Here is an 18138-nt window from a genome sequence, read left to right as displayed (position 1 = left end):
GTCCGGCACCCGCTGCGCCACTGGCGCTTGTTCGCGGTGGCCTTCATGCTGACGGCGGGCGCCTTGCTGCCATGGAGCGGCGGCGCCTTCCGCTATGTGGGCGAAACGGCAGGGGCAGGCGATAAAGCGCCGCTGCCGGTACGGACGGTGGAGCCGGTGATCGACCCGATCGGCCTGTTCTCTGCCGAAGAGGCGGGGGCCTTGCGCGAAAGGGTTGAATTGGCGCGCGCGGAAACGGGCGCAAGGATTGTGGTGATGACGACGCGCGGCTTGCGGGGCGAGAGTTTCGATCGCTTTACCAACCGGTTCCACGCAGGATGGGAACGCGGGACGGGCAGCAACGATGCGGCGATCGTGTTCGTGTCACCAGCCGACAGGCTTGTTGGCGTGTCGACCGGTCATGGCTTGCCCGTCCGCCCGACCGAAGCGCAGCGGCAGGCGATCATCGATGCGATGAAACCGCTGGCCCGCGCGGGCGATTTCAAGGGTGCGGTGCTAACCGGAATAAAAGGGGTCGAGGATCTGCTGGCCAAGGCCGGCGGTCCGGATGTGACATGAAACGGATAATTGCCCTGATCTGGCTTGCGGTCGCGCTGTGCACCGCACCGGCTGCCTTTGCGCAGGATTTCCCCAAGCTGACTGGCCGCGTAGTCGATGCGGCCAATATCATACCCGCAGCGGAAGAAGCGATGCTGGGCCAGAAACTGGCAGAGTTCGAAACCCGCACGCAGCGGCAGTTCGTGGTGGCGACGGTGCCCGACCTGCAAGGGTATGACATTGCCGATTTCGGTTACCGGCTGGGCCGCGCATGGGGCATCGGCGATGAAGAGCGCAACGACGGTGTCCTGCTGATCGTCGCGCCCAATGAACGCAAGGTGCGGATCGAGGTCGGCTATGGCCTTGAACCCGTGCTGACCGACGGATTGTCGTTCCTGATCATCAACCGGCAAATCCTGCCACGCTTTAAATCGGGCGATATGCCGGGCGGCATCGTCGCGGGCACCGATGCGGTGATCGAGCAGCTGGAGCTTCCCCCTGAAGAGGCAGCGAAGATCGCGGCGCAGGCCGAACAGCAGGCTGCCGGCGAGCGCGAGGGCGACGGGATCAATATGTTCGAAATCATCTTCCTCCTGATCTTCCTGTTCTTCTTTATCATTCCCCTGCTGCGCGGCCTGCGCGGCGGGCATCGGTATCGCGGCAGCGGGCCGGTGATCATCTGGGGCGGGGACGATCATTGGGGCGGCGGCTCTGGCGGCGGCGGTTTTGGGGGCGGCTTTGGCGGCGGCGGCGGCTTTTCCGGCGGGGGCGGCAGCTTTGGCGGCGGCGGCGCGAGCGGGGGCTGGTAAGGATGGCACAGAAACCGATCTACCTGGGCGAAGAGGATCATCTTCGCGTGACGGCCGCCGTCAGCGCGGCGGAACAGCATACTTCGGGCGAGATCGTGACGATCCTGACCGAGAAATCGGACGATTATCTGGATGTCGCGCTGTGCTGGGCGGCGGCGGCTTCGCTGGTCGGGCTGGCGGCGCTGGCGATGAATGCCGATTTCTACCTGCGCGTGTGGGACACGCTGACGGGGCAATGGGGTGCGGAACATACGCCGTCGGAACTGTTCTGGATGGCGGGGCTGTTCGCGGCGCTGCAATTCGCGGGCGCGATGATCGTGCTGGCATGGTGGCCATTTCGCCTGATCCTCGTCCCCGGACGCATCAAGACAAAGCGCGTGCATGCCCGCGCCGTGTCCTTCTTCAAGGTCGGGGCCGAACGGCGCACACACGGGCGCACGGGCATCCTGATCTATCTGTCGATGCGCGAACACCGTGCCGAGATCGTGGCCGATGCCGCCATCGCCCATCAGGTGCCCGAAGCCGTGTGGGGCGAGGCGATGATCGACATGCTGGGCGAGTTGAAGGAAGGGCGCACCGCCGCCGCCATGGTGTCGGGCGTCGAGCATGTGGGCAGGGTGCTGGCCGAGCATTTCCCCCGCGCCGAGGATGACGAGAACGAAATCCCCGACCGCCTGATCGAGTTATAGGCTTATCGAATTGTAGCCCGATCGAATCATAGGATATTGCATGACCGCCGACCGTGACGCACCCGAACATATCGCATGGGAAGGCAAGTGGATCATCGCCAAACAGCGGGGCCGCTGGGAATATGTGTCGCGTGCACGATCGATCCGCGCGGCGGTGATCCTGGCAGTAGAGGACGGGCATGTGCTGCTGGTGGAGCAATATCGCGTGCCCTTGGGCAAGCCCTGCATCGAATTGCCTGCCGGCCTGATCGGCGACGATGACAGCGCGGCCGACGAAGACCCGCTGGCAGCTGCGGGGCGCGAGCTGGAAGAGGAAACCGGCTATCGTGCCGCCGTGCTGGAAGATGCGGGCGAATATCATTCCTCGCCCGGCATGGTGAGCGAGAGCTTTACGCTGGTTCTGGCCAAGGGGCTGACCAAAATCGGCAGGGGCGGCGGTGTCGGCGGCGAGGATATCACCCCGCATCGCATGCCGCTGGACAGGCTGGAGCAATTCGTCGCCGATGCGCGGCAGGCGGGCAAGGCGATCGACGTCAAGCTGCTGTTGCTGCTGGGCGCGGGACTGCTGCGCGGGGAATGACCTGTCGGGCCTTGGAAAAGGCACCGTTCAGTCACGCCCCTGTCATAACAAAAACCCGGTCAATGGCACCCGTGCGCGGCGGCATCGGCATTATTTCCGGCGAAACTGGTAAGTAACCGCGAGTTGGCGCGTGCGGATAGCGGCCCTATGCCCGAGGCTTGGGTCATGCAATTCGAGTGAGAAGGGGATTCTCGATGAAGAAATTCGTTAGCATTGCGGCCGTTGCCGCTCTGGGTCTTGCCACTACTGCCTGCGACAGTGCCGCCGAAAACGCCGCCGAGGATCAGGTCGAGGCGAACGAGGAAGCCGCAGGCGAAATGATCGACGATATGGAAGCTGCCGGCGAAGTGACCGCCGAGGAAGCGGACGCCATGGGCGAAGCCGTCGAAGCGAAAGCCGATGCCGAGCTGGAAGCGCTGGACGAGGCCGACCCGACCACCATGGACGAAGCCGAAGCCATCGTGCGCGACAAGGCCGAAAGCATGGCCAAGGAAAAGGCCGAGGGCGTCGCCAAGGACGCGGTTGGCATGTAACCATCGCATCATGCGACGAAAGGCCGGTCCGGAGCATGCTTCGGGCCGGTTTTTCATTGATGGGCCGGTTTAACATTGTCGGGGCCCCTGTTGCCGCCTAACCCTTACCGCATGGAGTTGCAGGAGAGTTCGATGCGTTTCACCTTTTTCGCCGCCGCCATTGCACTGGCCGTGCCCGTTTCCGCGCAGGCGCAGGACCATTCCGCCCATCAGGGCCACGTCGCGCATCAGGATCATGCTGCCCATATGGCGATGCAGGCCGCACTGGCGCAGGAAAACCGCGCAGAGGACAAGGCGCGCGACCAATATCGCCATCCGGCTGAAACCCTGGCGTTTTTCGACGTCAAACCGGGCATGACCGTCGCCGATTTCATGCCGTCGAGCGGCTGGTACACGCGCGTTCTGGTGCCTTATCTGGGCGCGGAGGGGCGCTATATCGGCTTGAACCCCGATCCGGCGCTGATCTCGGACGAAGGGGGCAAGGCCTATAGCTCGAAGCTGGTGGGCAACTTCGCCGCACAGAGCCCGACATGGGCGCTGTCGGGCGCGCCGGTCGAAAACCTGTCGAGCGCCGATCTGGGCGAGGCGCAAAACGGCACGGTGGACCGCGTGCTGATCTTTCGCGAGATGCATAATCTGAAGCGCTGGGGCAGCGTCGGCGCAGAGCTGGACCGCATCCATGCGCTGCTGAAGGATGACGGCATGCTGGGCATCGTCCAGCACCGCGCGAAGGCCGATGCGCCCGACGATTATGTCACCGGCGGCAAGGGTTATCTGCGGCAGGCCGATGTGGTCGCGCTGGTCGAAAGCCACGGTTTCGAGCTGGTGAAAGCGGGCGAGGTCAACGCCAACCCCAAGGACCCCGCCGATTGGGAAGGCGGCGTCTGGTCGCTGCCGCCCAGCTATCGCGGTGCGGACGACGATGCCGAGCGTGCCCGACGCGCGGCCATTGGCGAGAGCGACCGCATGACGCTGCTGTTCAGGAAAAAAGGCTGATCGGGGCCGGCGCGCCGTCGGTACGGATGGCGCGCCGGTCGTTTGATATCAGGCCTCAGCCATCAGGATTTTGTCGAGGGCGAGGCGGAATTTCTGCATATCCTCTGCCGAACCGACCGTAATCCGGCTCATCGTCGGCCATGCGTCCCATGACCGGCCGATCTGCACCCCGTGCGACAGGAATTTCTCTTGCATTTGGGCAGGGGTGGCGATGCTGCCCCAATCGGCCATGAACATATTCGCCTGCGACCCGACGGTGGGAATGCCGCGCGATTTCAGATGGGCCAGCGTCTCTTCGCGCACCGCGATCATCTCTGCGCGCCGGGCGGCGATCTTGTCGGCCAGTTTCAGGCTGGCCGTGCCGCAGGCGATGGCGGTCATCGGCACCATGAAGGTCACCTGCTGCCCGTCATAGCGCATCATGCGTTCGTAAAGCGCTGGATTCGCAAAGGTCAGCCCCAGCCGCATCCCCGCCATGCCGAACAGCTTGGAAAATGTGCGCAGCACGATCACATCGTCGCGGCTGGCGGCCAGCGGCGCGGCGCTGGGCGTGCCCGCAAAATGGATATAGGCCTCGTCCACGACCAGAACGGCGTCTTTCGGCTTGTTCTCGGCCAGCCAGACGATGTCCTCCAGCGGGGTGACGGTGCCGGTGGGATTGTTGGGCGAACAGACATAGTAAAGCCCTGCCTGCGGATTGGCGGCCAGCATGGCCCTGACATCGTGGCGGTAATCCGCCGTCAGCGGCACGCGCTTTAACGGCACGCCCAGCCAGTCGCTGGTACGCCAGCTTTGTTCATAGCTGGGATTGGCAGTGACCAGTCCGCGTTCGGGCGAGCAGAAGGTGACGACGACACGGTTCAACGGATCGCTGGACCCCGGCCATGCAAGAATGTGATCTTCGGGCACGCCCTCTACCTCGGCGACGGCGGCGGTCAGGCGGGCGTGGTCGTTGTCGGGTTCGTACCGGTTGCCTTCCCTTGCCAGCATGGCGGCAGCGGCGACCCCTTCGCTGAACGGGCCGGTCCAGCATTCGTTCGACGCGATCCGCACCGCGCCCACCACGGCGGGGCCGGATTGCTGGGCAGCGGCGGGGCGGCCAAAGCTGGCCATGGCGGCGCCCCCGCCCAGCATCATGGCAATGCGCCCCATCTGGCGGCGGTTATAGCCGCGCGCCCGCAGTTCTTCGGCGGCTTCGGTATCCGGCATATCATGGTCTTGGTCGTGCAGCATCGATCAGGTCCCTCCCCTGATGGTGGTCAACGCGCCCCGACGCATCCGTCCCTGTCCGCGCTGTCAGGGGCGGGCCATTTCCGGCACCCGACGCTCCCTGCCGCGCTTGCATCGGGGGAGTTCATCAAATGCGGGGCCGCTTGTCCACTGCGCGATGCGAAAGCCATGCCGATTCCATTGAGTGGGATTGGCGCGGGAGCGGACAGGGTAAACGCGTTAGCCGCACTCGTTCATGCTTAATTTCAGGTTTCCGTTAAGCCGCGCGGCATCAGCTTGGGGCTCGCCCGATGTGTGGTCACGGGCGTTTGTTGGGGGGAACCGACATGATCCAGTTCGGCATAATCTTTATGGCCATCGGTCTTGCGCTGCTGCTTTTCCTGCCCGTTTTCCGGAACCGTCACGTGCGAATGGCATCGCAACTGGCCAGTGCCGCCGTGTTCGGCGCGGGCACCATCGGCTTTGTCTATAGCGTGATGACGCCGCCCCTGTGATGCGGGCCGGCAGGCCGGTCAATAGGGCACGCCCCAATAGCCATAGACATGGGCGGCATAGGCGCGGTCCCACTGCGGGTCTTCGTTTTCCATGAAGGACGGGCTGGCTTTCAGCACGTCTTCCTCGGCCGAAACGACATAGCCGCCAAGCCTTGTATCGTAATCCAGCGCTTCCCACGGGACCGGGCGGCGTTCGGTGCCCATGCCGAGAAAGCCGCCAAAGCTGAGCACGGCATATTCCACGCGGCCGTTACGCTTGCCGATCATCAGGTGGTGAATGCGGCCGATCTTTTCGCCATCGGGCCGATAGACGGCGGTCCCGTCGACACGGTCGGACGAGATGAGGTCGCGCCCTTCGTCGCGTTCCATCGCGTGGCCCGCATCGACCAGATCGCGGACCGAAGCGGTTCCGGTGCTGCGTTCGATAGTGTTTGCCATGGTCATTCTCCCTCTGTCGTGAGTGAAAATGATGGCGCCGGTTCGGAGATTTCCGCGCGGCCCAATCGGCGTCATCCTCTATGGGAAAGATGCGTGAATGGCCATGTTGTTCCGAATTTTCCGACCTAGGGCGTAGACTCATTAGCGGCGATCCATAGGCGTGTGCAGAAGAGCTTGATGGCAGCGAGGAAGTTATCGCTTCGTTTGTCGTATCTGGTGGCCAAGCCTCTGGCGTTTTTGAGTTTCCCGAAGAAACGCTCGACCAGATTACGGTAGCGATACAGGAAGCTGCTGAACGCGAAGCCTTTGCGACGATTGCGCTTGACTGGGATGTTGGCGAAGCCACCCTGCGCGGTGATCTGACTGCGAATGGCATCGCTGTCATAAGCCTTATCGGCGAGAAAGGTGGTGGCGTTCGGCACGGCGGCCAGCAGCCTCTCGGCCTCACGGCAATCGCTCGCCTGGCCTTCGGACAGATGCAGTTGGATCGGCAGGCCGCGACCATCAACCAGGGCATGGATCTTGGTTGTCAAACCGCCCCGGGAACGTCCCATGCAGCGATTTGGGTCCCCCTTTTTAGGGTCGCACCGTGCTGGTGGACCCGGATGGAAGAACTGTCGATCATGACCAACTCGCCGTCGAAGGCTTGGCTCACCGCTTCGAGAAGGCGGTCCCACACACCGGCTTTGCGCCAGCGCACGAAACGGTTGTAGCAGGTGGTATGTGGGCCATAGCGCTCGGGAATATCAGCCCAAGGACTGCCCGTGCGAAAGCGCCACAATATCCCGTCGATGACCCGCCGGTCATCCACACGCGGAACCCCGCGAGGCTTGTTCGGCAACAACGGCTCGATCACCAGCCACTCATCATCGGTCAGTTCAAATCTACGACGCGTCATCCAAAGCTCCTTCCCGAAGCCTTGAATCAACCGCGCCCGCGCCGCGCAAGTCAGTTTATGAGTTTACGGCCTAGCACTACTTTGGCAGATTTTTTGGTGTCGGGTCAGATATGCAGCGACCGCAGTGCGGGCATGGCCGATCCGGTGGCTTGGAGAAGCGGTCAATGATGGCCTGTCTGATCGCTGGTAAGCTCGGCTGTGGAGGCGGACCGGCAGTCCTTTTTTTCCCCCTTGGCCTGCTTGAGGCGCTGGGTCTGCAAGAAGGCCAGGGCGATCATGGACATCAGCGCGTGTCGGTGCAGCCCCTTCCATGATCTACCCTCGAAGTGATCGAGGCCGAGTTCTTCCTTGAGTTGCTGATGCCCCTGCTCACAGACCCAGCGGGCCTTGATGGCGCCGGCAAGCTGCCTGATTGGCGTGCTGGCAGGCAGGTTGGAGAGGTAGTATTTGCGCTCGCCAGTCGAGCGATGCTCCCCGACCAACCACACCTCCTCGCCGGGCAGATGTTGCGCACCCATGTCCCGGATGCGCTGGGGCGGACCATCGGCGACACGCACGCGAACGGCAGCGAACCGCGCCGAGAGTGGCCCTTTGGTACCGCGCCGCCAACTCACCTTGCGCCACCTTGCCATCTCCAGCATTGCCTTGGCGGATATCGATTTCGCGTCGGGGATGGCGTTCTTGCGAGGGCGACCTCTTCCAGCGATCGGGAAGATCATCCCAACATCGGCGGGGTAGACCTTCTGTCTGAAAGGTATGCCCACCGCCCATGCAAGCCCGCGCTCACTCAGCCCCTGTCGGAACGGTGCGGACATGCCATAGCCCGCATCCGCCAGGACACAGCCGAAACGAACACCCGCAGCGCCGACCCGATCGATCTCAGCGAGCGCGATCTCGGGCTTGGTCCTGTAGGGGCAGCAATCGAGAGGAACTCCAGTCCGTTCCAGGCGGGCCACGTCTCCGGTCCAGCTCTCGGGCAGGAACAGGCGCAGGCCGACCATGATGGGGACTTCGCCAGATGCCAGCGTCACCGACACCAGCGTCTGGCAGTTGGCATTCTTGCCCAGTGCCGACGCATATTGCGGCGCCACGCCGACGGAATGGCGCCCCTTCTTGGGCAGCGCCGTGTCGTCGATGATCAGCCAGGCCTTCTCGCCGCCTACCTGCCGGTCGGCCTCGGCGAGCAGAGCTGCCTCCAGCGGTGCTTCGTCCCACACGCCGCTGGCGATGAAATGATGCAGCCGATCGTAGCTGACATCATCTGTCCGGGCGGCCATCGGCTGTATGCTTTTGCGATCCCCCGGGCCGATCAGTCCCGCGATATACGCCGGACACATCCGGCCACGCGTCTTGTGTCGCAACGCCGCTACAAACGGTGCCAACCACTCGTCCAGTTCGCCACGCCAATCCGTATCCATCGCCAGCCCCTTCGAAAAGCTGGCTCCCTATGAATCACTGGAATCCCACCTTGGGAATCCCAAAAATCAGATTTCTGCCAAAGTAGTGCTAGGCCGCGATCGGCGCGCCGTGATCGTCTTCCAGCACATTGCCCAGCGCGGTGATGAACTGGTCGGTCGCGGCTTCCCAGCTGAAGCTGGCGCCATAGGCGGCGCAATCCTCGCGGCTGGCGAGCAATGCATGGGCGATCGCGGTGTCGAGGTGATCATCGACCGCACCGATGGAGCGGTGCAGTTCGCTGTTCCCGCCGCGGCCCTTGGGCCCGACGATGTCGATCGGCCCCTGCACCGGATAGCCCGCGACCGGAACGCCGCAGGCCAAAGCCTCTACCATGACCAGCCCGAACGTGTCGGACCTGCTGGGAAAGACGAAGCAATCGGCGGCGGCATAGGCGCTGGCCAGCGCATCGCCCGTCAGCTTTCCGGTAAAGACCGCATCGGGATATTTCGCCTTCAGTCCGGCCAATGCGGGACCGGTGCCGACGACGACGCGGGTGCCGGGATGGCGCGAACCGAGAAAGTCGTCCAGCCCTTTTTCGGGGGCGACGCGGCCGACATACATCAGCACGGGCCCTTCCAGCGCGCGGATCGCGGGATCGGGCGCCACACCGGCATTGAACAGGCTGGCATCGATTCCGCGCGACCATGGGGCGACGGGGCCGATGCCGCGTTCGCCCAGTTCGGCGCGCAGGCTGGGCGTGGCGGCCAGCACGGTGCGCGACGGGGCGTGAAACCGCTGCATGATCGGCCAGAACCGTTCCGGCGACAGTCCGGTGCGCACGGCGGCATAATCGGGAAAGCGCGTGTGGAACGCGGTGGTAAAGGGCATGTCATGCTTACGGCACCAGCGCCGCGCGGCCCAGCCGATCGGCCCTTCGGTGGCGATATGGACCAGATCGGGCGCGAATGCCTCTATCCGGCGGGTCACGCCCGAACCGGGCACCATGGCCAGCCGGATTTCGGAATAGAACGGCATGGGCATGTTCACGAACAGGTCGGGCGTGACCAGTTCGACCACATGGCCGCGCGCGCGTAGCCGCGCGACGGTTTCCTGCAAGGTGCGCACCACGCCGTTCACTTGCGGTGCCCATGCATCGCTGGCCAGCAGGAGTCGGCGGGGCATGGGTATGCTACTCTCGCCCTCCTGCACGGTCAGGCCGCTTCCGGTTCGGCCGCAACGGGGGCATCGACACGCTGGCGTTCCTCGCGCGCGGCGCGGTCGCGTTCGCGCACTTCGGCGGCGTGGTCGATGATATGCATCGAACCGTCGGCGTTTTCGACCAGCGCGGTGCAGCTTTCGACCCAGTCGCCGTCGTTGTAATATTCGATGTCGCCGATCTGGCGGATTTCGGCGCAATGGATGTGCCCGCACACCACCCCGTCGACGCCGCGTTCGCGCGCCGCATGGGCGACTGCTTCTTCAAAGTCGCAGACGAACTGGACCACATTCTTCACGCGGTGCTTCATATAAGCCGACAGCGACCAATAAGGCAGCTTGAACGCGCGGCGGAACCGGTTCAGCCAGATGTTCGATTTCAGCAGCAGCGCATAGGCCTGATCGCCCAGAAAGGCGAGCCAGCGGGCATAGAGCACCACCCCGTCGAACGCATCGCCATGCACCACCAGCAGGCGGCGGCCGTCGGCGGTGACGTGGATCGCCTCGTTCGCGATTTCCACCCCGCCGAAATGCATGCCGGCATAGCTGCGCAGCATTTCGTCATGATTGCCCGCGACAAGGATGACCCGCGTTCCGCGATGCGCCATTTTCAGAATGCGGCGTACGACTTCATTATGCGCGTCGGGCCAGTACCAGCCCTTTTTCAGCCGCCAGCCGTCGACGATATCGCCAACCAGATAGAGCGTTTCGCATTCTACGCCCGCCAGAAAGTCGAGCAGCAGTTCGGCATTGCAGCCCGGCGTGCCAAGATGGACATCGGAAATATAGATCGTGCGAAGTTTGCGTTTGGGCCTGAAACCGCGCGGTTCGGGCAAGTCGAGCCAGTCGGGCAATGCGCCCGGAACCGCAATCGAACTTTCAGATCCAAGATGCGTAAAGACAGTGTTCCGCATGTTCCGGCCCCCTGATGTTGTGCCGCGCCAATTTCGCCTTTCGTGTGATTCTGCCCTGCCTGCCGCGTGTTTCCGTTCGGGGACGTTGTGACAGCCGCATGACGGATGACGGGGCAAAGCTGTGGAAAAGCTGGGGGCGGGGTGTGAGCGGGCGGAGGACGCTGTGGTGAAATCCGCTGCGACAGTCCATTTAGGACGGCGACCATGCTGACCAGCCTGCAGATCCGCAATATCGTTCTGATAGAGGCGCTTGACCTCGATTTCCGCGCGGGACTCGGCGTGCTCACGGGTGAGACGGGTGCGGGCAAGTCGATCCTGCTCGACGCTTTGGGGCTGGTTTTGGGAAATCGCGCGGAAACGTCGCTCGTTCGTGCGGGCGAAGACCGCGCCAGCGTGACCGCCGCCTTTGAATTTGCCGAAATGCCGCCGCTGCTGGCCGAAGTGCTGGAGGATGCGGGCGTCGAAATCGAACCGGGCGAGCCGCTGCTGTTGCGCCGTCAGGTGAAAGCAGATGGCGGGTCCAAGGCCTTCGTCAACGGCCAGCCCGTCGGCGTGGCGGTGCTGCGCGCGCTGGCCCCCGCGCTGGTCGAATTGCACGGCCAGCACGACGACCGCGGCCTTGTGAACCCGCGCGGACACCGCGAATTGCTGACCCGCTATGCCGGAGCGGACGAGGGGCGTGTTGCCGATGCATGGAGCGCATGGCGCAAGGTGGAGGACGCGCTGGCCGAGGCGAAGCAGGCCGCCGCCGATGCCGAGGCGGAGCAGGAATTGCTGACCGCCCATGTCGCTGAACTGGAAAAGCTGCATCCCGTGCCGGGCGAGGAGGAGGAACTGGCCCTCGCCCGTGCGGACATGCAAAAGGGGGAGCGGCTGGCGGGCGATCTTTCGGACCTTGGCCATGTGTTCGCAGGGTCCGACGGTCCGCTGGCGCAATTGCGCGCCGCCGCCCGCAAGCTGGATCGCATTGCCGAAGATCACCCCGCGCTGGGTGATGCGCTGGCCGCGCTGGACCGCGCGCTGATCGAAGGGGGTGAGGCGGAAGAAGCGCTGGCGCGGGCGAGCGAGGCGCTTGCCTTCGACCCCAAGGTGCTGGACGAGACCGAGCGCCGCCTGTTCGACCTGCGCGCCGCGGCCCGCAAGCACGAGGTGGAGGTCGACGCGCTGCCCGCAAGGCTGGACGCCATGCGCGAGGCACTGGACGCGATCACTCATAGCAGCGAGCGGATCGCCATGCTGGAGCGCAAGGCATTCGATGCGGGGGCGCATTACCATGCCGAGGCGGAAACCCTGTCTGCCGCAAGGGCCGAGGCAGCGCGCAGACTGGACAAGGCAGTCGCGGCCGAACTGGCGCCGCTGAAGCTGGATGCCGCGAAATTCCGCACATCGGTCCAGCGTCTGCCCGAAGAACGCTGGGGCCCGCATGGCATGGACGGGGTGGAATTCCTGATCGCGACCAATCCGGGCGCGCCCTTCGCGCCGCTGGCCAAGATCGCGAGCGGCGGCGAATTGTCGCGCTTCATCCTCGCGCTGAAGGTCGCGCTGGCAGAAGAGGGCGGCGCGGCGGTCATCATCTTCGACGAAATCGACCGCGGCGTCGGCGGCGCGGTGGCCAGCGCCATCGGCGACCGTTTGGCACGGCTTGCAGGCGGATCGGCGGGCGGCGGTGCGGCGGCTGCGGCGCAATTGCTGGCGGTTACGCACAGCCCGCAAGTCGCCGCGCGCGGGGGCAGCCATTACATGATCGCCAAGTCGAGCGAGGGCACGGTGACGCGCACATCGGTCCGCATGCTGGATGCGGGCCAGCGGGTCGAGGAAATCGCCCGCATGTTGTCGGGCGCGGAAATCACGCCCGAGGCGCGGGCACAGGCCGAACGGCTGCTGGAAGGGGTATGACGATGGAACCGGACCCGATGGCCAAGGGCGGGCCCGTAACGGAACGGGGCGGTTTCCTGCTGTTCCTTGCCGCGATAACCGTGTTGCTGGCGCTGATCGCGTGGCCGTTCCTGACGCCCTTGTTCTGGGCGATGCTGGCCGCGATGATGTTCCAGCCGCTGTTCCGACGCGTGCTGAGGAACATGGGCGGCAGGCGCAATCGCGCGGCTTTCGTGACGCTGCTGGTCATTACCTTTGCCGTGATCATTCCGGCCATGATCATCGGGTCGATGATCGTGCGACAGGCGACGGGCATTTACGTCGCCTTGCAGGACCAGCAGATCGACGCGGGCTATTATTTCCGCTGGGGCTATGACGCATTGCCCGCTCGGCTGCAGACCATGGTCGACAATTCGGGCTATGGCGAGTTCGAGCTGTTGCAGGCCAGGCTGGTCGAACTGCTGCAGCAAAGCGTGGGGCTGATCGCCAGCAAGGCGCTGGAAATCGGCGGCGGGGTGCTGGGCTTTGCGCTGGCCTTTGCGATGGGGCTCTATGTCACCTTTTTCCTGCTGCGCGACGGCGAACGCCTGACAGCGACGCTGACGGCCAGCCTGCCGATGGAACCGGCCATTGCGCAGCGGCTGGTGGCGAATTTCGCAGCTGTGACGCGCGCGACGATCAAGGGTTCGATCGTGGTCGGGCTGGTGCAGGGGGCGTTAGGCGCGATCACGTTCTGGATCGCGGGGTTGCCCGCCGTGCTGCTGTTCGGATTGCTGATGGCGATCTTCTCGCTGCTGCCCGCGGTGGGGCCCGCCATCGTCTGGGTGCCCGCCGCGGCCTATCTGCTGGCGACGGGCGCAATCTGGCAGGGGCTGGTGGTGATCGGGTCCGGCGTACTGGTGATCGGCATGGCCGACAATGCGCTGCGCCCGCTTTTGGTGGGCCGCGATACGGGCCTGCCCGACTGGGTCATTCTGGTCACCACGCTGGGCGGCATTGCCGCGCTGGGCATTACCGGCATCGTCGTGGGGCCGGTCGTCGCGGGGCTGTTCATGACCGGCTGGGCGATCCTGCGCGAACAGCGCGAGGCGGCGCGGGGCTAATCCTCCACCTTGCGCACGGTGATCATCGTCACCGGATCGGCCAGCATCTGCCCCTTCATCCACCCTTCGCCCGCATCGGGGTCTAGCGGGGCGTTCCAGATCGCCTCGACCACCTCCATCCCGTCGACCACATGGCCGAACGCGGCATAGCCCGGGCGGCGGGCGGGGTCGGGATTGTCGGGATCGGCGTCCAGCCCCGGCATGTCCGACAGCAGGATCGACCAGTCGCCGGTCGCGCTGCCCGGTTCCAGCATGGCCATCGAAATCGTGCCCCGCTTGTGGGTGATGCCGGTCTCGTCCGTCGGCTCGTGCGCGATGGGCGGCAGCACCCGGTCGGGATAGCCCTGCGATCCGCCCTGTATCAGCCCGTTCGGCTGCTCTCCCCATTCAAGCCGCATGGCGCGATAGAACACGGCCCCGTCGAATTTCCCGCCCGCCGCATAGCGCAGGAAATTGGCAGCGGTGACAGGCGCGCGTTCGACTTCCAGCGCGATGGTGATGGTGCCCAGCGCGGTTTCGATGGCGACCAGCTCGGTCCGCGGGGCGGGCGCTTCGGCAGCATCGGGCAGCGGCGCGGCAGGCGCTTCCTGCGCAAAGGCGGGCGCGGCAAGCAGGCCGGACACAAGGGCGAAAGCCGGGATCAGAGCGCGGATCATCGCGCGACTATCGCGCTGCCGCCGCGCAGGTGCAAGCGCGGATCGAAGCAGGCAGGCGCCGACGAACGACATAGACCGCTCGACCGGCGACATGGTTGGCCGCGATCGGGCGTTTACAGCTGTAGTCGATTGCGTTTACATCTGTAATCGAACTTCACGCCTAAAGGGACGATCATGGCCGACGCTGCCGCAGACCGCATTTCCGAAGCCGAGCAATCCGTGCTCGAAGCATTATGGGATGCGGACGAGGCGCTGACCGCGTCGCAGGTTGCCGACCGCGTTGGGGCGGAAAAAGGGTGGAGCCTTGCGACGGTCAAGACGCTGCTGTCGCGGCTGGTGGCCAAGAACGCCATTGCGACCCAGCCCGACGGGCGCCGCTTTCTTTATACGCCGCTGATCGGGCGCGATGCCTTTCTGGGCAGCGAATCGCGCCGCCTGCTCGACCGGCTGTTCGGCGGGCGCGCATCCAGCCTGTTCGCCCATCTGGCCGAGGCCGAGGCGCTGAGCGAGCGCGATTTGAACGAGATCGAGGGACTGCTGAGGGAGCTCAGGAAATGACGGGAGACATTGGCCTTCTGGACTTTGCGGTCGATACGCTGGTCGGGACCGGCGTGCTGATCGCCGCCGCGCTGGTGCTACGCCGCCCTGTGGCGCGCTGGTTCGGCCCGCGCGCGGCCTATGCCTTGTGGCTGTTGCCGCTGATCCGGCTGATGCTGCCGCCGCTGGTGCTGCCCGCATGGATGCGCCCTGCCGAGCCGGTTGCGGCGCCGTCTGCTACACCTGTCGCCGCCGATGTTCCCTATTTTGCGGATCGCGTGCCGGTGCCGGTTGATACGGTGACCGGCATGGCGGCCACGCCAATGGGCGATCCGGCCCCCGCGCTGGTCGCGCCCGACATGCTGGTCGGCGGGGCGATCCTTGTCTGGCTGGGCGTGGCGGCGCTGTTCCTTGCGTGGCGCTGGTCGTCCTATCACGCGATGCGAAGGATGCTGCTGAAAGGCGCGCGTCCGGTGGGCGAATGGGAAGATATCCGCCTGATCGAAAGCGATGCCGTCGCTGCCCCTGTCGCGTTCGGCGTGTTCGACAAGGTGATCGCCATGCCGGTCGGCTTTATGGCCGGTATCGACAGCGCGGGCCGCGATCTGGCCATCGCGCACGAGATTGCGCATCACCGCGGCCACGACTTGCTGGCCAATATCGTCGCACAGCCGGTTCTGGCGCTGCACTGGTTCAACCCCGTCGCGTGGCTGGGCTGGCGCGCGATGCGGCGCGATCAGGAAGCGGCCTGCGACGCGCGGGTCATAGAGGGCCGCGATGCCGCCATCCGCGCCCATTACGGCAGCGTGATTGCCGCATCGGCGCGCGAACAGAACCTTGCCCTTGCTGCCCCCATGGCCGGATTTCGGGAGATCGGGCCTCTGCTGGGCGAAAAAGCCATTGTCCATCGTCTCAGGAGTCTTGCCATGTCCCCCTCCCGCCTGCGTCGTCGCACCGGTCTGCTGCTTGTCGGTGCGGGAGCGTGCATCGCCGTGCCGCTGACCGCATCACTATCCTATGCCGAGGCGCAAATCGCGGAAGTGCCCGCACCGCCATCGGTTCCCGCCGCACCCGAGGCGCCGCTTCCGCCCGAGGCTCCACAAGCGCCCGAGGCTCCGCTGCCGCCGGAACCGCCCGTCGCACCGACGCCGCCTGTGCCGCCCGAGCACGGCGTCTATTCCGACGGCACCCACAGCTGGGTGTTCGAGACCGAGCGCGAATTCAGCGAAGCCGACGCCGATCTGGTCGAGGGGCAAAAGGAAATCCGCCGCGAGATCCGCGTCGTGCGCAGCAACAAGGAATTGAGCGCCGCGGAACGCGCGAAGCTGGAACGCGATCTGGAGCGCGCTGCTGCCGATATGGAACGTGCCCGCGCCGACATCCGCCGGTCCAGCCGCGAAACGACCCGCGCCATTACCGAGGCCGAACGCGCAGCCGCTGCCGCGCCGCAAGTGACCGAAACAGTATCGTCCGATGGCGTTCGCACGATCCGCGTCACCCGCAAGAGCGCGGACGGCAAGGATCTGGTGGTGCAGGAGCATGTCATCGACGAAGCCGCGATAGAGCGCAGCGCTATGCATGCCGCGATCGCCGGGATCGAAGGCGCGCGCCTTGCCATCGCGTCGAGCGGATCGCTGTCCGCCGATGTGCGCGCCGAGGTCATGGCCGAGCTGGATGCCGAACTGGCCGAGCTGCGCAAGGAAATGGGCGCGCGCTGAATTTCGGATAGTTCACCTTCAATTCATCGACAAAACGCCACGGTTCGTCTCTCCATCCTGAATGGCCCACCTGAATGGCTATTCTGAAAGGGGAGACGACATCGTGTCGGACTATGAACAATCGCATCAATCCGGCCGACAACGGTCGCCGGGCATAAAACTACTCTTCACCCTGCTGGTCGCGGGCGCGCTCGCGGTGCCTTTGATGATGGTCTATGCGCTGGTCTGGGACCGGCAGGACCAGTCGCATACGGCGCGGCAGACGATCACGCAGGGCTGGGGCGGCGCGCAGCTGGTGACAGGGCCGGTGCTGGTGATCCCCTATGAAGAGACGGTCACCGAAAACAGCGTGGTCGACGGGAAACAGACGTCAAAGCTGACGAGGGTAACGCGCGAGCTGTATCTCTCTCCGGTCGAGCAGAAGATCGCGACCGGTCTGGACCCGCAGCTGAAACAGAAATCGATCTATGCCTCGGTGCTGTATAATGCCGCGGTCGAGGGCACGGCGCGGTTCGAACTGCCTGCCGATCTGGCGCGACAGGGGATCGATCCCGACGCGCTGATGCCCGAACGCGCCGAATTGCGTTTCGGTGTGTCGGATCCGCGCGGCCTGCAAAGCCAGAGCGCGGTAACGGTGAACGGCAAGGCTTTGGCGACGCGGCCCGGCGGCGGTCCGGCGGCGACCAGCGGGGCGGGTTTTCACGGGTTTCCCGACTGGGACGAAAGTCAGGCGATGAATGTCGCATGGTCCTATGGCCTGCGCGGCAGCGAAACGATCAGCCTTGTGCCGCGCGGGGGGAACACCGAATGGTCGGTCACATCCAGCTGGCCGCATCCCAGCTTTTCGGGCGGGTTCCTTCCCGGCGATCCGCAAATATCCGATGCGGGCTTCGCGGCCGAATTTGCGGTGCCCGATCTGGCGCTGGGGCAGGGGCTGGCCATGACCAGCGATCTTGAACCGCCCGTCGTGACCAATGTTTACACGGACCCCGACATGCGTAGTGGATCGCAGGCGCGCGTCGCCACCATCGGGCTGGTCGAACCGGTCGATCTCTACAGCCGGATCGACCGTTCGGTGAAATACGGCTTTCTGATCATCGGCTTTACCTTTCTGACCTTTCTGATGTTCGACGTGGTCGCGGGCGTGACCGTGGCGGCGGCAGAATATCTGCTGACCGGCGCGGGGCTGGTGCTGTTCTTCGTGCTGCTGCTCGCCTTTGCCGAGGTGACGGGCTTTACCATCGCCTATCTGGTGGCCAGCGCCGCCATTGTCGGCCTGATCACGGCCTATAGCGCTTCCGTGTTGAAAAGCTGGAAGCGGGCGCGGGTGATGGGCGTGCTGCTGGCAGGGCTGTATGCACTGCTGTTCGTGCTGCTCAGTCTTGAGGCATGGTCGCTGCTGATCGGTTCGCTGCTGCTGTTCGCGGCACTGGCGGGCGTAATGTATGCCACGCGCAATATCGACTGGTCGGGATTAGCGCGGCCCTCTCAAAACTGACCGGCCTGATACTGAATGGC

General features: G+C 64.8%; 19 protein-coding genes. 12 read left to right on the top strand and 7 right to left on the bottom strand.

The genetic code is table 11. The annotated features are described in order from the left end of the window. Positions 1-45 precede the first annotated feature (45 nt). The 6 genes from LOZ77_RS10135 (at position 46) to LOZ77_RS10110 (ending at position 4144) form a co-directional block, all read left to right on the top strand. A complete protein-coding gene (locus LOZ77_RS10135; RefSeq protein ID WP_230279053.1) occupies positions 46-558 on the top strand; it encodes a TPM domain-containing protein in 513 nt (170 codons plus the stop codon). After that, positions 555-1346: a YgcG family protein gene (locus LOZ77_RS10130; RefSeq protein WP_230279052.1), complete on the top strand. Its 792-nt coding sequence runs from the start codon at positions 555-557 to the stop codon at positions 1344-1346. The genes LOZ77_RS10135 and LOZ77_RS10130 overlap by 4 nt, the downstream gene beginning before the upstream one ends. A 2-nt stretch (positions 1347-1348) precedes the next feature. Beyond that, positions 1349-2035, top strand: a complete 687-nt coding sequence (locus LOZ77_RS10125; protein WP_230279051.1) for a TPM domain-containing protein — start codon at positions 1349-1351, stop codon at positions 2033-2035. 40 nt (positions 2036-2075) lie between these two features. Next, entirely contained in the window at positions 2076-2615 is a 540-nt protein-coding gene (locus LOZ77_RS10120; RefSeq protein ID WP_230279050.1) for an NUDIX hydrolase, read from the top strand. A 194-nt stretch (positions 2616-2809) separates the two neighbouring features. Further along, positions 2810-3148: a hypothetical protein gene (locus tag LOZ77_RS10115; RefSeq protein WP_230279049.1), complete on the top strand. Its 339-nt coding sequence runs from the start codon at positions 2810-2812 to the stop codon at positions 3146-3148. Between the two features lie 132 nt (positions 3149-3280). Next, a complete protein-coding gene (locus tag LOZ77_RS10110) occupies positions 3281-4144 on the top strand; it encodes a class I SAM-dependent methyltransferase (protein WP_230279048.1) in 864 nt (287 codons plus the stop codon). 48 nt (positions 4145-4192) lie between these two features. On the opposite strand, the gene LOZ77_RS10105 is transcribed toward LOZ77_RS10110, so the two are convergent. After that, positions 4193-5377 carry a pyridoxal phosphate-dependent aminotransferase gene (locus LOZ77_RS10105; protein ID WP_230279047.1) on the bottom strand — a complete coding sequence of 395 codons (1185 nt, stop codon included), beginning with the start codon at positions 5375-5377 and terminating at the stop codon, positions 4193-4195. Positions 5378-5685: 308 nt separating this feature from the next. Here LOZ77_RS10105 and LOZ77_RS10100 point away from each other — a divergent pair, with 308 nt between their 5' ends. Next, complete coding sequence (locus LOZ77_RS10100) at positions 5686-5868, top strand: hypothetical protein (RefSeq protein WP_230279046.1); 183 nt, start codon at positions 5686-5688, stop codon at positions 5866-5868. Positions 5869-5886: 18 nt separating this feature from the next. Here LOZ77_RS10100 and LOZ77_RS10095 read toward each other — a convergent pair whose 3' ends face one another. The 5 genes from LOZ77_RS10095 to LOZ77_RS10075 form a co-directional block, all read right to left on the bottom strand. Continuing rightward, complete coding sequence (locus tag LOZ77_RS10095) at positions 5887-6306, bottom strand: PRC-barrel domain-containing protein (RefSeq protein WP_370637998.1); 420 nt, start codon at positions 6304-6306, stop codon at positions 5887-5889. A 125-nt stretch (positions 6307-6431) separates the two neighbouring features. Continuing rightward, positions 6432-7204, bottom strand: a protein-coding gene (locus tag LOZ77_RS10090; RefSeq protein ID WP_156170621.1) for an IS5 family transposase whose coding sequence is annotated in 2 segments (ribosomal slippage) — positions 6432-6886 and positions 6886-7204 — 774 coding nt in all. Because the reading frame shifts where the segments join, the coding sequence is not laid out codon by codon here. A 161-nt stretch (positions 7205-7365) separates the two neighbouring features. Continuing rightward, entirely contained in the window at positions 7366-8622 is a 1257-nt protein-coding gene (locus LOZ77_RS10085) for an IS701 family transposase (protein ID WP_119592595.1), read from the bottom strand. An 88-nt stretch (positions 8623-8710) separates the two neighbouring features. After that, positions 8711-9784 carry a glycosyltransferase family 1 protein gene (locus LOZ77_RS10080; protein ID WP_230279045.1) on the bottom strand — a complete coding sequence of 358 codons (1074 nt, stop codon included), beginning with the start codon at positions 9782-9784 and terminating at the stop codon, positions 8711-8713. Between the two features lie 29 nt (positions 9785-9813). Further along, positions 9814-10731 (bottom strand): UDP-2,3-diacylglucosamine diphosphatase, encoded by a 918-nt coding sequence (locus tag LOZ77_RS10075; RefSeq protein WP_230279044.1) that lies wholly within the window; start codon positions 10729-10731, stop codon positions 9814-9816. Between the two features lie 204 nt (positions 10732-10935). Between LOZ77_RS10075 and recN the strand changes: the two genes are divergently transcribed. Together recN and LOZ77_RS10065 are read left to right on the top strand one after the other, a co-directional pair. Further along, positions 10936-12627 carry a DNA repair protein RecN gene (recN, locus tag LOZ77_RS10070; RefSeq protein WP_230279043.1) on the top strand — a complete coding sequence of 564 codons (1692 nt, stop codon included), beginning with the start codon at positions 10936-10938 and terminating at the stop codon, positions 12625-12627. A 2-nt stretch (positions 12628-12629) separates the two neighbouring features. After that, the gene (locus tag LOZ77_RS10065; protein WP_230279042.1) at positions 12630-13709 is read left to right on the top strand and encodes an AI-2E family transporter; all 1080 of its coding nucleotides are present in this window, start codon (positions 12630-12632) and stop codon (positions 13707-13709) included. Here LOZ77_RS10065 and LOZ77_RS10060 read toward each other — a convergent pair. Further along, positions 13706-14365, bottom strand: a complete 660-nt coding sequence (locus LOZ77_RS10060) for a peptidylprolyl isomerase (RefSeq protein ID WP_230279041.1) — start codon at positions 14363-14365, stop codon at positions 13706-13708. The two genes, LOZ77_RS10065 and LOZ77_RS10060, sit on opposite strands and share 4 nt — an antisense overlap. A gap of 174 nt (positions 14366-14539) precedes the next feature. Between LOZ77_RS10060 and LOZ77_RS10055 the strand changes: the two genes are divergently transcribed. The 3 genes from LOZ77_RS10055 (at position 14540) to creD (ending at position 18118) form a co-directional block, all read left to right on the top strand. Further along, positions 14540-14923, top strand: a complete 384-nt coding sequence (locus tag LOZ77_RS10055) for a BlaI/MecI/CopY family transcriptional regulator (RefSeq protein ID WP_230279040.1) — start codon at positions 14540-14542, stop codon at positions 14921-14923. Beyond that, on the top strand, positions 14920-16620 hold the full coding sequence (locus tag LOZ77_RS10050; RefSeq protein ID WP_230279039.1) for a M56 family metallopeptidase: 1701 nt from the start codon (positions 14920-14922) through the stop codon (positions 16618-16620). The genes LOZ77_RS10055 and LOZ77_RS10050 overlap by 4 nt, the downstream gene beginning before the upstream one ends. A 61-nt stretch (positions 16621-16681) precedes the next feature. Further along, a complete protein-coding gene (gene creD / locus LOZ77_RS10045) occupies positions 16682-18118 on the top strand; it encodes a cell envelope integrity protein CreD (RefSeq protein ID WP_230279038.1) in 1437 nt (478 codons plus the stop codon). Positions 18119-18138 lie beyond the last annotated feature (20 nt).

Source organism: Croceicoccus sp. Ery15 (assembly GCF_020985305.1).
Classification (GTDB): Bacteria; Pseudomonadota; Alphaproteobacteria; order Sphingomonadales; family Sphingomonadaceae; genus Croceicoccus.
This window is presented reverse-complemented; position numbering and strand designations above follow the sequence as displayed.